A 13,279-nucleotide genomic window follows, 5' to 3' on the forward strand; every position below is an offset into this window, starting at 1 on the left:
GGCGGGGGGCGCAGCCCCCCGTCTCTACGGATGTTTGGTCGGCGCCGCCCCCGTCTCGACCGCCTCCTTGCCCAGATCGCCGCGATGGCGAACGTTCGTCGAGAACAGCCCGAACCGCGCCCCCGCCTCGCCGAACTGGCGCATGACGTCGTTCGGGCTCGTGTAGATCCGCTCGGGCAGCGATCTGAGGAAGTTGATCACGTCCGCTGGAGAGTCGCTCTCCGCCGCCGCTTGAGCGAGATCATCGCGGGAGATGGGGTACTCGACCTCGGACAGGATCGCCGCCGGGCTCCGCTCCGGCCGCTCGCCGACTCCACGCGCCATGGGACCTTCCTTTTCGGGGGTTCACTCCAAAGCTGCGCAGCCCGGTTTGGACCGGCCACCGCGCCGGCCGAGCGGGCGGAGGCTTTTCCCCTTGCCACCCCATCGCAGCGCTCTCTAGATTGCGCGTCGACTTGGAGCTCGCGTCGTCCTAGAGAACCCCGAACCCTCACGTCCTGCTGGGAGAATCGAAATGCCGGAGCGAACCACCACGCGAGTGAAAGAGATCCTGTCCTGGTATCAGAGCGACAGCCCCGGGACCCTCGCCAACCTGCACCGGCTGCTCATGACGGGCACGCTCGGCGGAACCGGCAAGCTCGTGATCCTCCCGGTGGACCAGGGCTTCGAGCACGGTCCGGCCCGCTCGTTCGCGCCGAACCCGGAGGGCTACGATCCGGACTATCACTTCCAGCTCGCCATCGACGCCGGGTGCAACGCCTACGCGGCGCCGCTCGGCTTCATCGAGGCCGGCGCGCGGAAGTTCGCGGGCCAGATCCCGACGATCCTGAAGCTCAACAACTCCGACTCGCTCTCGAAGCTCGGCGGCGCGCCCATCTCGGCGGTCACCGGCTCCGTGAAGGAGGCGGTGCGGCTCGGCTGCGCCGCGATCGGCTACACGATCTACCCCGCCTCCGACGCGCGTAACTCCCAGTACGAGCACCTGCGCGAGCTCACCGAGGAGGCCAAGGCGGCCGGCCTGGTGGTGGTGGTGTGGAGCTACCCGCGCGGCTCCGGCGTGTCGAAGGACGGCGAGACCGCCGTGGACATCGCCGCCTACGCCGCCCAGATCGCGGCGCAGCTCGGCGCGCACATCATCAAGGTGAAGCCCCCCAAGGACCTCGTCGAGCACCCGGAGGCGAAGAAGGTCTACGAGAAGTATCAGATCCCGACGAAGACCCTCGCCGACCGCGTGCGCCACGTCGTGCAGTCCGCGTTCAACGGCAAGCGCATCGTCATCTTCTCGGGCGGCGAGGCGAAGGGCACCGAGGACGTGCTGAACGAGATCCGCGGCATCAAGGAAGGCGGCGGGTTCGGCTCGATCATGGGCCGCAACGCCTTCCAGCGCCCGCGCGCCGAGGCGCTGAAGCTCCTCTCGGACGTGCAGAAGATCTACCTGAGCTAGCGCGGCCGGCCGTCCTCCGCTCCGCGCCGTGCGCGGCGCACGCGCAGTGAGCGGGGCGGGGGCGAGCGGCGGCGTGCGATCGAGAGGGCGGTGCCTGGAGGGGCGCCGCCCTCGCCGTTTCCGGGGCGGCTCCTGGCCGGGCGTCACCGCTCCGGCGCGACGCCGCGCGGAGCGTCGCCGAACCCTACGGGCCCGTGAGGGGACGAGCCCGAGGGGGCGGGTGGCGAGGCCGCAGATCGCGTGGAACCATGCTGCAGCCGAGGCCTTTTTTTCTTGCCACCCCTGGCGGCCGGGGTTTATACGGCTTTACCTTTTGTTTCGCGGTCTTCGCAACGGCACTCGGCCCGCGGCGCGGTCCGCGGCCGTCCAGGCGAGGAACTTCCATGCGGCTTTACCCCAAGGTCATCCCGACGATCGCCCGCGAGGTCATCCAGACCCTCATGCAGGACGGCGACATCGAGGTCGAGACCCTGCGCATCGCCGACGCCGAGATGGACATGGCGGCGATCATGAAGGAGTACCTCGCCGCCGAGGAGCGCGTGAACGCCGCGACCCGCGAGGCCCTCGAGCGCCGCGGCTACGATCACTCCCGGTTCACCCAGGTGAAGCGCGAGATGGCCGACGTCCGCGGCTTCAAGATGGGCGACGAGGGGATCGAGTACGTCATCGGCCAGATGATCGAGTTCCTCCTCATCTCGCGGAACGTCGAGGAGGTCTATTCCGAGGATCACTCCCTCCGGAAGAAGGTCTTCAACATCTTCAAGAAGCACCTCGACGTCGACGAGGAGATCGATCGCGAGGCGCGCGCCCGCCTGAAGCACCTGCAGGAGGGGACGAGCGCCTGGGACGTCGAGTATCAGAAGACGGTAGAACTCCTCCGCCGCTCCCGCGGCCTCATCTAGCTTTACCTCTCTCCAGCGCGGCGCACGATACCGGGGCTGCGACGGGCGTCCTCGCTCGTTGCGCCTGCGGCGTACGGAGGCAGTACGCCTCGGCGCGCCTCGCTGCGGGTGCCCGTCTCGCCTCCGGTCTCGTGTGCCTCTCGAGCCCTTGCTTCGCGGATGAGTCGCGCGAAAGCGGTGACGGTTGCGCAAGCGGCGGTGTGTCGTACGCGCGCCTCCGGAGCGGACTTCACGCAGGGATGAGCGACGTCCACCGCCGGTGACGTCCGCGCCCTCGCCGCAAAGTTGACCGGCGATATCGCCCCGCTACCATCGGGGGATGCCGCGTCAGAGCGCAGTCGTGGTCGTCGACGAGGAGCGCGTCGTCCCTGGCCCGGATGCCGCGGGCCGCCGGGCGGTGGAATCCCTCCGCGCGCGGCTCGCCGGTCGCGCGGCGCGGGAGCACGTCGTGCTCGACTTCCTCGACGACGATCTCGAGCAGGCGCGCGGCGCGCTCGCAGCCATCGCGACCTACGTCGCGAGCATCGAGGAGGCGCTCTCGGAGGCGGAGCCGTCGCAGCAGCGCGTCCTCTCGCTGGCGCTCGGCGGCGGGCCGATCGACCGGATCGAGCGGCTCGGGGCGGCGCTCGCGAGCGTGCGCCGCCGGCTCGCCCAGGTGGCGGCGCGGATGTGACGCGCCCCTCGGCGCTCGGCGCTCAGCGGGCGGCGCGCGTGCCGCGCACCGCCGCGAGCTGGGCGCGCACGGGGCCGAGCTCGATCTCCGAGACCGCCGCGACGAGCAGCCGGCGGGAGTCCCGCGTGAACCAGAGGTGAACGGGCCGCGGGCGCGCCTCGGGACGATCCGCCCGCCGCGCGAGCGCGTCCACCCGGAACGTCTCGAACCGGCCGGCCGGGGTCTCCACCGCCTCGCGCTCGGCGGCGACGGTCCCCTCGAGGTGCCACAGGCGACGGCTGGCGACGGCGTCGAAGCAGAAGCGGTCGCCCGGCGCGAGCCGCGCCGCGCGCAGGTAGTACAGGGCGGAGAGCGCGTCGAGCACCTCGCCCGCCGCGTCGAAGCGCGCCTCGCTCTCCCGGTCGCCCTGGCGGTACGCGATCGTGACCCGCCCGTCGCCCGGCATCCGCGCGTCGCTCGACTTCCGCACGCCGTTCTCGTCCATGTCGTCGCGGTAGCGCTCGGGGAGGAGCGTCGCCGCGTCCACCCAGGAGAGCCCCACGCCGACGAACCTCCGGATGCTCGCCAAGGCCGCCGTCGTGCGGGCGCGCGCCCGCAGGGGGACGATGCGGCCCCCCGACATGGGCCGCTCGACGCTGAGCTGGAGCAGCCCGGCCTTCACGGCGCCGAGCACGTCGAGCTCGAGCTCGAGGGTCTCGCCGGTGCGCCAGGGGCGCTCGCCGTCCGCGAGCGGCGGCAGCGCGCACGGCGGCGCGGCGGCGAGGGCGAGGGCCAGGAGCGGCGCGAGCACGTCGAGGATCCTCAGCGCCTCGCGCGGAGCTCGAGGCGGGCGAGCGCGTCCCCGAGCGCGGCGCGCGCGGCGAGCCACCGGCGAGGGTCCCGCTCGAACCCGCGCGCGCTCGGGACGAGCTTCGCCGCGGTCGCGTGCGCGAGCTCGCCGAGCCCGGCGGCCTCGGCCAGCCGCAGGAGCTCCAGATCCTCGAGCGCGTCGCGGATGATCTTGAGCCGGATGGACTCGACCGGGAACCCGTGCTCGCCGCCGAGCTCCCCCGGCAGGCCCGGGTAGAGGAGGGTGCCGTCGCCGTTCCCCGCGAACGCCCGCACGTCCTTCCACGGATCGCGATCGACCCACGCGTGGAGCACGTCGTAGTACAGCTCGCCCGCGAGGCCGCGCCGCCACCCGAGCCAGGCCACCGCGCGCGCGGTCGTGCCCGGGCGGTCGATGGCGTAGCCCGGCCAGCCCCGGAACTCGCGCAGCATCGTCGCGCGGCTCCGGCCGGAGGGCGGGATCTCGTCGCACCCGTGCGACATGCAGGAGGCGTAGGAGAACGAGACGTGCTCGTCCCGCCCCGCGCGCTCGGGGGCGAGCGTGAGGTTCGGCGCGAACGCGTCCACGGCGCCCGAGAGCGCCGGGTCGGGCGCGAGGGTGGCGAACACCCGGATCCCGGCCTCGTGCGCGAGCCGCGCGCGCCGGCGCAGCTCGGGGAGCTGCTCGGGCCGGGGCTCGTCGAGCGTGTAGAGCCAGAGGCGATCGCTCCAGCCGCGCGCGTCGAAGTGGCGCTTCCACGCGCGGAGGGTCGCGGCGAGATCCGCCTCGGGCCCATCCCAGACCTTCGCCGCGATCCGCACCTCGGCGAACGTGCCCTTCACGCCGGGTACGAGGGTGCCGTCGAGCACCGGTCCGACCTCGGCGTCGAAGCGGGCCCAGTCGAGCGCGCAGCGGCGCGCGGTGCACTCGCCGTCGGGCGGATCGGCGGACAGGGTGTACGGCGAGATGCGGTGGCGCTGGAGCGCCGCCGCGAGCGCGCGCGCGAGCACCGGGTCGTCCGGCTTGCCGAGGGCGCGCGTGCCGACGCGGGTGGGGAGCCCGAACGCCGCCGTGAACGCGCCGGTCGCCGGCAGCGTGAACGGCCACACGCGCAGCCGCAGCGGGACCGCCGCGAGCGCGCGCGCTCCGTCGCGCACGCGCACCTCGCCCCGGTACTCGCCCGCCGTCGCGCCCTCGGGGACGCAGACCTCGACCCAGATCGCCTGGAGCCGGCGCGCCGGCACCGCGACCGGGAACGCGCGGCGCGGTTCGCCGAAGAAGGGATCCCGCGCCGGGACGAGAGGATCCGGCCACTCCCCCGGCTCCCCCTCCGGCCCGGACCCGCGCGGCAGGGACAGCGTCGCGACGCGGTAGAGCGTGACGGGAACGGCGCCGGGGCCGGCGAGCGGCCGCGCCTCGGCGGAGAGCGCCGCGATCGGCCGCGCGCCGCGGACGGCGATCTGGGCGGACTCGCACTCGCCCCGGGCCGCCTCGAGCACGATCTCCCGGTCCCGCGGGACGGGATCCGCGGGCCGCAGCTTCTCGAGCCCGCTCGCGACGCCGAGCTCGACCGGCGGGCCCGGGCGGGCCTCGGGCCGTTCGGACGCGCAGGAGCGGGCCGGCGCGCCGCCGGCGCACGCCGCGAGGATTACCAGGAGGAGAGCCGCGCGCATCCACGCGAAGGTGCGCCGCGCTGGCGGCCGATGCAACGCGCGCCTCGGCCGGGGGGTGCGCCGGCCGGCGCGGATCAGCGCGCCGCGACCTCTCCGCCCGGAGTGTAGCTCCTCAGCTCCGCGACGATGCTGCCCACCGCGAAGTCCGCCTCGGCGCGCACGAGCACGTGCCGCGCGTCGTCGGACAGCCACATCCAGGAGTCGCGCTTCGTGGAGAACTTGCCCTCGAGCGCGGTGCGGATCTTCACCTTGATCGTGGGGAAGGCGCCAGCAGGCGTCTCGACCCGCTCGCGCCCGACGACCTCCGCGACGAGCGTGAACTGGTGGGTGCCGGAGGCGACGGGCACGTCGTAGCGCCGGCCGACCTCGAGCGGCTGCAGGCGCAGCCACATGAAGGCGCTCGTGAGGTCCTGGACGTTCGCCGGGACCTCGATCGTCTGCTCCTTCCGCTTGCCCTTGCGCTGCACCGTGACGGTGGCCTTCCGGCTCACGCGGTCGAAGCGGGCGCTGTCCTGGTGGAAGTCGCCCACCTCGTAGGCCTTGAGGTCCGAGCCGCGGGTGAGCTTCGTGCGCGCGTCCCAGTAGCTGACGAGGTGCTCCCGGATGTCCACGAGGCCCGCCACGCCCTGCGTCTTCGCCTGGAAGACCACCGGCCAGATGTCTCCCTCCGGCTTCCCCACCACGATCCTGCCTTCGCCCGTGGGGAGGCTGAGGTACGTGATCCGGAAGACGGTCTCCTCGCCGGGAGAGAACCCCTGCGCGCTCGCGGGGGCGGCGAGGAGGGCGACGACTGCGAGGGTGGCGAGGCGCTCGTGCAAGGGTTCTCCCGTCTCCGCGTCTGAGACCGCGCGGCGCGCGGAGGTTCAGCAAGCGAGATGCCAGCTTCGTGTAGCCCGAAAATGCAAGCCGCCGACGCGAACGTGGGGCCAGGCCGCGACAGGGGTGTCGGTTTCCGGCACGCTCCCGCGCGGAGCGCTTGACGCATTGCTTACAATGGAGCGCCCGGTCCCGCTATTCCCCGGCCCGTGAACGGGCAGTCCTACATCGTGCCCCTGGCGCTCGCTCGCACGCCCGCCCCGGGTTGGCGTACGCTCGCCCACGCCGGCCGGTCCGGCGCGGGTGGCGGCACCACCCCCGCGAGGAGGAGGGAGCGCGATGCCGTTCGACGCGGGCTACGACGAGGACGAGGTCCCGGCCGCGAGCGCGGAGGCGGGGAGGACGCGCCGGTTCGGAGACTTCGACTGCCCGGACTGCTCGGCGAACAACCCGTGGGACGACGGGTTCGGCCACGGCGACGAGGTCCGCTGCTTCTACTGCGGACAGGAGTTCCGGGTCGCGGTGAGCGACTCCGGGCGCCTGCGCCTCAAGGTGGTTTGACGGCGGGGCGGCGCCGCCTCAGGCGCCCTTGGGCGGCCGGACCCCGAAGATGGCCGTGCCCACCCGCACGAAGGTCGCGCCCTCCTCGACCGCCACGCGCCAGTCCCCGCTCATACCCATCGACAGCTCGGCGAGGCCGAGCCCGTCGCGCAGCGCCCGGAGCGCCCGGAAGTGGGGCCGCGGGTCGTCGTCGGGCGGCGGGATGCCCATCACGCCGACGAGCTCGACCGCGGGCAGCGCGCGGATCGCCGCGGCGAGCGCGGGCGCCTCGCGCGGCGCGCAGCCGGCCTTCGACGCCTCGCCGCCCGTGTTCACCTCCAGGAAGACGCGCGCGACCGCGCCCTTCTGGGCGAAGCGGCGGGAGAGCTCGCGGGCGAGCTCCGCGCGATCGACGGTGTGCACGTAGGCGACGCGGCCGGCGAGGTACTTCACCTTGTTCGTCTGCAGGCCGCCGATGAAGTGCCAGCGGAGCTCGGCGAGGTCCGTGAGCGCCTCCGCCTTCTCGCGCCACTCCTGCGCGTAGTTCTCGCCGAAGTCGCGCTGCCCGGCCGCGTACGCCTCGCGGATGGCGGCCGCGGGCTGCGTCTTCGACACCGCGACGAGGGTCACGTGAGCGGGCAGCTCCGCGCGCAGCCGGGCGAGGTTCTCGGCGATCCCCACGGCGCTCACCCCTCCGCGTCCGCGGGGGCGTCCCAGGGGAGGGGGTGGCCGGCGCGGCGGAGCAGCTCGGCCGTCTCCGCGAGCGGGAGCCCGACGACGTTCGAGACGCTGCCCTCGACGCTCAGCACGAACGCCCCGCCGGCGCCCTGGATGGCGTAGGCCCCGGCCTTGTCGAGCGGCTCGCCGGTCCCGACGTACCAGGCGATCGCGGCCTCGTCGAGCGGGGCGAAGCGCACGGCGGTCGAGACCACCGCCTCGACCTCGGTCGCGCCGGAGGCGCCGACGCGCCGGACGCAGACGCCGGTGAGCACCTCGTGCGCGCTCCCGGAGAGCGCGCCGAGCATGCGCCGCGCGTCCTCCGCGTCGCGCGGCTTGCCGAGCACCTCGCCCCGGAGCACGACCGCCGTGTCCGCCGCGAGCACGAGCTCGCCGGGCACGGCGCGGGCCTTCTCGCGGGCGACGCGCAGGACGTACTCGCGCGCCGGCTCGCCGGCGCGCACGGACTCGTCCGTGTTCGCCGGCAGCACCTCGTGCGGCACGCCCAGCTGGGCGAGCAGCTCGCGGCGGCGCGGGCTCTGGGATGCGAGGACGAGCCGGAGCGCCATGGAGGCCTTACCGCGCGGCGGTGGCGCTCCCCAGGAGCTCGATGTTCCGCTCGATCTTGGCGCCCTTGCGGAGGGTCTCGAGCCAGGTGGAGACGACCTGCGCCTCCTTCTGGTTGCGCAGCCGCGCCGACACCTGCTCGCGCGCGCCCTCGAACGCCTTCTCGTCGGCCGTCTCGCGGGCGGTGACGACCGCCACGACCGGGCCGGAGGGGACCTCGAACACCTTCGGCAGGACCTCGCCGGCGCGAGCGGCGCGCGCGGCCCCGATGATCTCGGCCGCCGGACCGAGCTTCGGGACGAACGGGCTCGACGCCGTGAACGTGCCGGTCTCCTCGGCCACGATCGGCTGCCCGCCGACGGTGAGGGGCTTCGCGTTCGGGAACTGCGCGGGGAGCGTCTTGCCGCCGCGGGCGGCGGCGAGGGCCGCCTGGGCGCGGTCCGCGGCCGCCTTGCGGGCGCGCTCCTGCGCGAGGAGCTCGCGGGCGATCTCCGGCCGGGCGTCGGCCAGCGAGACCTTCTTCGCCGGGACGACCTCCTCGGCCTGCACGAGGTGCCAGCCCGACGCGCTGCGCACGGGCTCGGACACCTTGCCCTGCTCGAGCGCGAGGGCCGCCTTCGCGAACGCCTCGTCGAAGAGCCCCTCGGTCACGAAGCCGAGCTCGCCGCCCCGGGCCTTCGTCGCCTCGTCGTCGGAGAGCGCCGCCACGACCTTCCCGAAGTCCTCGCCCTTCTTCACGCGGGCGGCGGCCTCCTCGATCTTCTTCTTGGCGGCGGCGTCGTCCGCGCCGGGGCCCACCCGCGCGAGGACGTGGCGCACGCGGACCTTCTTCTGCTGGTCGAAGCGGGCCGGGTTGTCCTTGTAGAACTGCTCGATGCGCGCCCCCTCCTTCTCGGCGAAGGCCTTCACCTCCGCGTCGGAGGGCTTCGCCTCCGCCTGGAACGCGGCGAGCGGGAACTTGACGAAGGTGAGGGCGAGCTTGTCCGCGTCGATCCTCCACGCCTCCTTGACCTCGGCGTCGGAGACCTTCACGTCCTCGCCCACCACGGCGAGCATCTTGCCGTAGAGGAGCTGGTCGCGGTACCACGCCTCGAACTTCGCGGGCGACCCGAAGTTCTGGCGCGCCGCGGCCTCGTAGGTCTCGAAGTGGAACGCGCCGTTCTGCTGGAAGGCGGGGATCGCGTGGATGCCGCTCGAGAGCTCCGCGTCGGAGACGAGGACGCCCCGGCGCTTCGCCTCCTGGATCACGAGCTCCCGATCCACGAGCTGGCTCAGGGCCTGGTCGGCCACGCCGAGCTGCGCGGCGAGCTCGCGGGTGAAGCCGCCACCCATCTGCGACTGGTAGAGGTTGTAGAGCTGGCCGTACTGCCGCTCCCACTCCACCGCGGGGATGGTCTTCCCGTTGACCTTCGCGGCGTAGGAGGCGCCCGCACCTCGGCACCCGCCCTTGCTGAGGCTGCCGGGGCCGAAGCTGATCACGAACACGACGATGATCGCGCCCAGGAAGATCCAGGTGATGATGCCGCCCTTGTTTGCTCGCAGCCCTTCCAGCATGAACCGGTGCTCCGCGTTGTTGTAGGTCGGCAGCCCCGCGTGGGAGGGGGCGCCGGAAGGTTGAACACCCTAGTCGAAGGGGGCTAAAATGCAAGGGTTTCTGCCCCCGCCGGAGTGTCCGTGTTCGCACTGCTGAGGCGGTACCGCGAGCTCATCCTCGTCGCGGTGCTGCTCGTCGTACCGCTGGGTGTCTACTTCGCGCACGCGAGGAAGCCGAGCGAGCGCTCGAAGCTCGATCGCGCCATCCTGTGGCTCATCACGCCCGTCGAGCGGAGCGTGGGCTGGGCCGTGTCCGGGGGGCTGCGCTCCTGGGACGGCTACCTCGCGCTGCGCCACGCCCGCGAGAAGGCGAACGATCTTTCACGCGAAGTGGACCTGCTCAAGATGGAGCGCCAGCAGCTCCTCTCGGAGCGCGCGGAGGTGGAGCGGCTGCGCAAGCTGCTCGCGTTCGCGCAGGAGTCGCCCGCGCGGAAGTACGTGGGCGCGCGCGTCGTGGGCGTGCGGCTCGCGCCCGCCGGGCTCCAGCTCCTCACCGTCGATCGCGGCACCGAGGAGGGGATCGAGCGGATGATGCCGGTCGTCGTCGCCGAGGGCGTGGTGGGGCGTGTCCACGGCGTCTCCGCGCACACCGCCGACGTGCTGGTCCTCACCGATCGCAACAGCTCCATCGCGACGGTGGTCGACCGCACCCGCGCGCGCGCGAACGTGCGCGGCATGGGCAAGCCCGACGCGTGCAAGCTCGACTACGCGCTGCGCGTCGAGGACATGATCGAGGGCGACTCGCTCGTCACGTCCGGCACCGACGGCGTGTTCCCGCGCGGCCTGCCGGTGGGGAAGGTGACGAAGCTGGAGCGCAACCAGCACGGCCTGTTCCAGGAGGCGCGCGTCGTCCCGTCGGTGGACGTGACGCGCATCGAGGAGGTCCTCGTGGTCACCGCCTGGGAGCGGACCGCGGAGGTCCTCCCGGCCGCCTACGCCCCCGGAAACCCACAGTGAAGCCGCTCGCCCACGTCCTGTTCGCGCTGGCCATCGCCGCGCTTCAGTCCGCCGTCCTGCGCTGGGTGGGCGGCGGCGCGTTCTCCGTGGCGCTCCTCGCCGCGTGCGTCGTCTACCTGGGCCTCCACGGGGGGAACGTGGAGGGCTCGGTGGGCGCGGCCGGGATCGGCTACGTGCTCGATCTCGTGACCGGCTCGCCGAAGGGGCTCATGACCTTCCTCGCGGTGCTCCTCTTCGTCCTCGCGCGCGCGGTGAACGCGGCCGTCGACGTGCGCAGCCGGGGCGGGTTCGCGCTGCTCTCCGGGGGCGGCGCCCTCGTGATCTCGCTCGGCGCGCTCGTCCTCACTCGGCTGACCTCCGCCCCGGAGTCGGCGCCCGGCCTCGGGCTCGTGCCGCGCATGCTCCTCGAGGCGCTCCTGACGGCGGCCGCGGCGCCGCTGCTCTACCCGGGACTCCGCCGGGTCGACCGGCTGTTCCACCGCGAGGAGCACGGGCTCCTCCGCTGACACGCGATGTCGATCATCCCTCCCAGCGCGCCCGGTGCGGCGCAGAAGGACTTCCGGCCGCGGCTCGCCTGGGCGACCGGGCTCGCCGTCCTCACGTTCCTCACGCTCGTGGGGCGCCTCTACCACCTGCAGGTGCTGCAGGGGGACGAGTACAAGGAGAAGGCCGAGGAGAACTTCGTGAAGGAGATCCGCCAGCCGGCGGATCGCGGCCACTTCCTCGACCGCAACCGGCGCATCCTCGTGGACTCGCGCCCCTCGTACGACGTCACGCTCACGCCCTACTTCTGCGGGAAGCAGTGCGACGAGGTCCTCGCGCGGCTCGCGGCCATGCTCTCGATGACGCCCGAGGAGGTGGAGCGCTCCCGCGGGCTCCTCGGCGGCGCGCGCAAGCTGGAGCGGTTCCGGCCGTTCACGGTGAAGGTCGACATCGCCCGCGAGGAGCTCGACCGCTTCCTCGCGCACCAGATGGATCTCCCGGGCGTGGACGTGCAGCCGATCCCGCACCGGAACTACCGGTACGCCGGGCTCGGCGGTCACCTCATCGGCTACATGAACGAGGCCGGCCCCGACGAGCTGAAGCGGCTCAACGAGGAGGTGCAGCGCTCGGGGACGGGCCAGGCGCCGTACCTGCTCGGCGACTACACCGGCCGGCGCGGCCTCGAGCGGAAGTTCGAGCGCGAGCTGCGCGGCATCGACGGGAAGGAGCGCGTCCCCGTCGACGCGAAGGGGCGCCGCAAGGAGGACGCGGAGGGCCTCATCCCCGAGGACCAGCGCGTCGTGCCGAGCGTGCCGGGGCACAACCTCGTGCTCTCGATCGACTGGCGGCTGCAGGAGTTCGCGGAGCAGGTGTTCCCCGCGACCGCCGGCGTGGTCCTCGCGATGGACGCCAAGACCGGGTTCCTGCTCGCGCTCGTCGACCGGCCCGCGCCGGACCCGAACAAGATGTCCGGCCGCATCACCTCGGCGGAGCTCGCCGCCATCCACTCGGACCCGCTGCAGCCCGAGCTCTTCCGCGCCATCCAGCAGCACTACCACCCCGGCTCGACGTTCAAGGCGCTCACCTCGATCGCCGCGCTGGAGGAGGGGCTCTACCGCCCCAACACGACGATCAACTGCCCCGGCTACTTCAAGATGGGCTCGCACCGCTGGCGCTGCGACAAGGAGACCGGGCACGGGGCCGTGGACTTCGAGCACGCGCTCGGCGCGAGCTGCGACGTCTTCTTCTACGAGGCCGGCGCCCGGCTCGGGGCGGACGCGATCGCGAAGTGGGCGCACGAGTTCGGGCTCGGCGTGCCGACGGACTTCGGGGTCCAGGGAGAGGTGCCGGGCCTCGTCCCCGACGTCGCCTGGCACGAGCGGCACATCCGCGGCGGCTACCAGAAGGGCATGCCGGTGAACCTCGCCATCGGCCAGGGCGACGTGAACGTCACGCCGATCCAGCAGGTCGTGTTCTACGGCGCGCTCGCGACCGGCAAGGTGTGGAAGCCCCAGGTCGTCCTGCGCGTCGAGGACGCCGACGGCAAGGTCCTGCAGGAGTTCGCGCCGCAGGAGCGCAGCCGCCCCAACATCAAGCAGTCCACCCGCGACACGGTGATGAAGGGGCTCCTCGCCGCCGTCAACGAGCCGTTCGGCACCGCCTACTGGCAGCGCCCGAAGGAGTTCACGGCGGCCGGCAAGACCGGCACCGCCCAGGTGGTCAAGATGGGCAAGCGCATGCGCGCCGAGCAGGTGCCTTACTTCGAGCGCGACCACGCGTGGTTCGCGACGTTCGCGCCGGCGGAGGATCCCGAGATCGTGGTGGTGGTGCTGAACGAGCACTCGGGCTTCGGCTCGACCAACGCCGCGCCGACCGCGATGGCGGTCGTGAAGAAGTGGATGGAGCTCAAGGCGCAGGACGCCGCCGAGCGCGCCGGGGTGGCGCTGGTCCAGCCGACGGACGCGGCCGCCGCTCCCGCCGCTGCGCCTGCGAGCGCCGTCCCGGGGCCGACCCCCGCGCCGGTCCCGGTCGCCGCGCCCGGCGCGACCCCCGCCGGGGCGCAGATCGTCGCGGCGCCGCTCGCGTCGCCGGGCGCGGTGAAGATCG

At 73.2% G+C, this 13,279-nt stretch carries 14 protein-coding genes; 7 read left to right on the forward strand and 7 right to left on the reverse strand.

The genetic code is table 11. The features are described 5' to 3' along the window. Positions 1-24: 24 nt before the first annotated feature. Positions 25-324: a DUF2795 domain-containing protein gene (locus MNY60_RS21515; RefSeq protein ID WP_242340827.1), complete on the reverse strand. Its 300-nt coding sequence runs from the start codon at positions 322-324 to the stop codon at positions 25-27. 190 nt (positions 325-514) lie between these two features. Between MNY60_RS21515 and MNY60_RS21520 the strand changes: the two genes are divergently transcribed. The 3 genes from MNY60_RS21520 (at position 515) to MNY60_RS21530 (ending at position 3,019) form a co-directional block, all read left to right on the forward strand. Then, positions 515-1,444: a class I fructose-bisphosphate aldolase gene (locus MNY60_RS21520; RefSeq protein ID WP_242340828.1), complete on the forward strand. Its 930-nt coding sequence runs from the start codon at positions 515-517 to the stop codon at positions 1,442-1,444. Between the two features lie 383 nt (positions 1,445-1,827). Then, positions 1,828-2,346 (forward strand): DUF507 family protein, encoded by a 519-nt coding sequence (locus MNY60_RS21525; protein ID WP_242340829.1) that lies wholly within the window; start codon positions 1,828-1,830, stop codon positions 2,344-2,346. A gap of 319 nt (positions 2,347-2,665) precedes the next feature. Continuing rightward, complete coding sequence (locus MNY60_RS21530) at positions 2,666-3,019, forward strand: hypothetical protein (RefSeq protein WP_242340830.1); 354 nt, start codon at positions 2,666-2,668, stop codon at positions 3,017-3,019. Between the two features lie 22 nt (positions 3,020-3,041). Here the strand turns inward: MNY60_RS21530 and MNY60_RS21535 are convergent, their stop codons facing one another. From MNY60_RS21535 to MNY60_RS21545, 3 genes are all read right to left on the reverse strand, one after another. Further along, positions 3,042-3,809: a DUF3108 domain-containing protein gene (locus MNY60_RS21535; protein ID WP_242340831.1), complete on the reverse strand. Its 768-nt coding sequence runs from the start codon at positions 3,807-3,809 to the stop codon at positions 3,042-3,044. Between the two features lie 11 nt (positions 3,810-3,820). After that, positions 3,821-5,500, reverse strand: a complete 1,680-nt coding sequence (locus MNY60_RS21540) for a glycoside hydrolase domain-containing protein (protein ID WP_242340832.1) — start codon at positions 5,498-5,500, stop codon at positions 3,821-3,823. 74 nt (positions 5,501-5,574) lie between these two features. Further along, positions 5,575-6,318, reverse strand: coding sequence for a DUF3108 domain-containing protein (locus MNY60_RS21545; RefSeq protein ID WP_242340833.1), 744 nt, complete (start codon positions 6,316-6,318; stop codon positions 5,575-5,577). Positions 6,319-6,655: 337 nt separating this feature from the next. On the opposite strand from MNY60_RS21545, the gene MNY60_RS21550 reads away from it, so the two are divergent. After that, complete coding sequence (locus MNY60_RS21550; protein WP_242340834.1) at positions 6,656-6,877, forward strand: hypothetical protein; 222 nt, start codon at positions 6,656-6,658, stop codon at positions 6,875-6,877. 18 nt (positions 6,878-6,895) lie between these two features. On the opposite strand, the gene MNY60_RS21555 is transcribed toward MNY60_RS21550, so the two are convergent. From MNY60_RS21555 to MNY60_RS21565, 3 genes are read right to left on the reverse strand one after another with little or no spacing between them, the layout of a single operon-like run. Further along, positions 6,896-7,537 (reverse strand): YggS family pyridoxal phosphate-dependent enzyme, encoded by a 642-nt coding sequence (locus MNY60_RS21555; RefSeq protein ID WP_242340835.1) that lies wholly within the window; start codon positions 7,535-7,537, stop codon positions 6,896-6,898. A 5-nt stretch (positions 7,538-7,542) separates the two neighbouring features. Continuing rightward, entirely contained in the window at positions 7,543-8,142 is a 600-nt protein-coding gene (locus MNY60_RS21560) for a nucleoside triphosphate pyrophosphatase (protein ID WP_242340836.1), read from the reverse strand. A 7-nt stretch (positions 8,143-8,149) separates the two neighbouring features. After that, on the reverse strand, positions 8,150-9,694 hold the full coding sequence (locus MNY60_RS21565) for a peptidylprolyl isomerase (RefSeq protein ID WP_242340837.1): 1,545 nt from the start codon (positions 9,692-9,694) through the stop codon (positions 8,150-8,152). 120 nt (positions 9,695-9,814) lie between these two features. Here MNY60_RS21565 and mreC point away from each other — a divergent pair, with 120 nt between their 5' ends. The 3 genes from mreC to mrdA all read left to right on the forward strand — a co-directional run. After that, on the forward strand, positions 9,815-10,690 hold the full coding sequence (gene mreC, locus MNY60_RS21570; RefSeq protein WP_242340838.1) for a rod shape-determining protein MreC: 876 nt from the start codon (positions 9,815-9,817) through the stop codon (positions 10,688-10,690). Then, complete coding sequence (locus tag MNY60_RS21575; RefSeq protein WP_242340839.1) at positions 10,687-11,196, forward strand: hypothetical protein; 510 nt, start codon at positions 10,687-10,689, stop codon at positions 11,194-11,196. Before mreC ends, MNY60_RS21575 begins: the two co-directional genes overlap by 4 nt. A 6-nt stretch (positions 11,197-11,202) precedes the next feature. Further along, the coding region (mrdA, locus tag MNY60_RS21580; protein ID WP_242361826.1) for a penicillin-binding protein 2 at positions 11,203-13,279 on the forward strand (2,077 nt) is incomplete at its 3' end.

Source organism: Anaeromyxobacter sp. SG17 (genome assembly GCF_022690695.1).
GTDB lineage: Bacteria > Myxococcota > Myxococcia > Myxococcales > Anaeromyxobacteraceae > Anaeromyxobacter > Anaeromyxobacter soli.

Bases quoted from the DNA above. Each gene is read 5' to 3' on its own strand.
- MNY60_RS21515 (WP_242340827.1), bottom strand. From the start codon at position 324: ATGGCGCGTGGAGTCGGCGAGCGGCCGGAGCGGAGCCCGGCGGCGATC.
- MNY60_RS21520 (WP_242340828.1), top strand. From the start codon at position 515: ATGCCGGAGCGAACCACCACGCGAGTGAAAGAGATCCTGTCCTGGTAT.
- MNY60_RS21525 (WP_242340829.1), top strand. From the start codon at position 1,828: ATGCGGCTTTACCCCAAGGTCATCCCGACGATCGCCCGCGAGGTCATC.
- MNY60_RS21530 (WP_242340830.1), top strand. From the start codon at position 2,666: ATGCCGCGTCAGAGCGCAGTCGTGGTCGTCGACGAGGAGCGCGTCGTC.
- MNY60_RS21540 (WP_242340832.1), bottom strand. From the start codon at position 5,500: ATGCGCGCGGCTCTCCTCCTGGTAATCCTCGCGGCGTGCGCCGGCGGC.
- MNY60_RS21550 (WP_242340834.1), top strand. From the start codon at position 6,656: ATGCCGTTCGACGCGGGCTACGACGAGGACGAGGTCCCGGCCGCGAGC.
- MNY60_RS21560 (WP_242340836.1), bottom strand. From the start codon at position 8,142: ATGGCGCTCCGGCTCGTCCTCGCATCCCAGAGCCCGCGCCGCCGCGAG.
- MNY60_RS21565 (WP_242340837.1), bottom strand. From the start codon at position 9,694: ATGCTGGAAGGGCTGCGAGCAAACAAGGGCGGCATCATCACCTGGATC.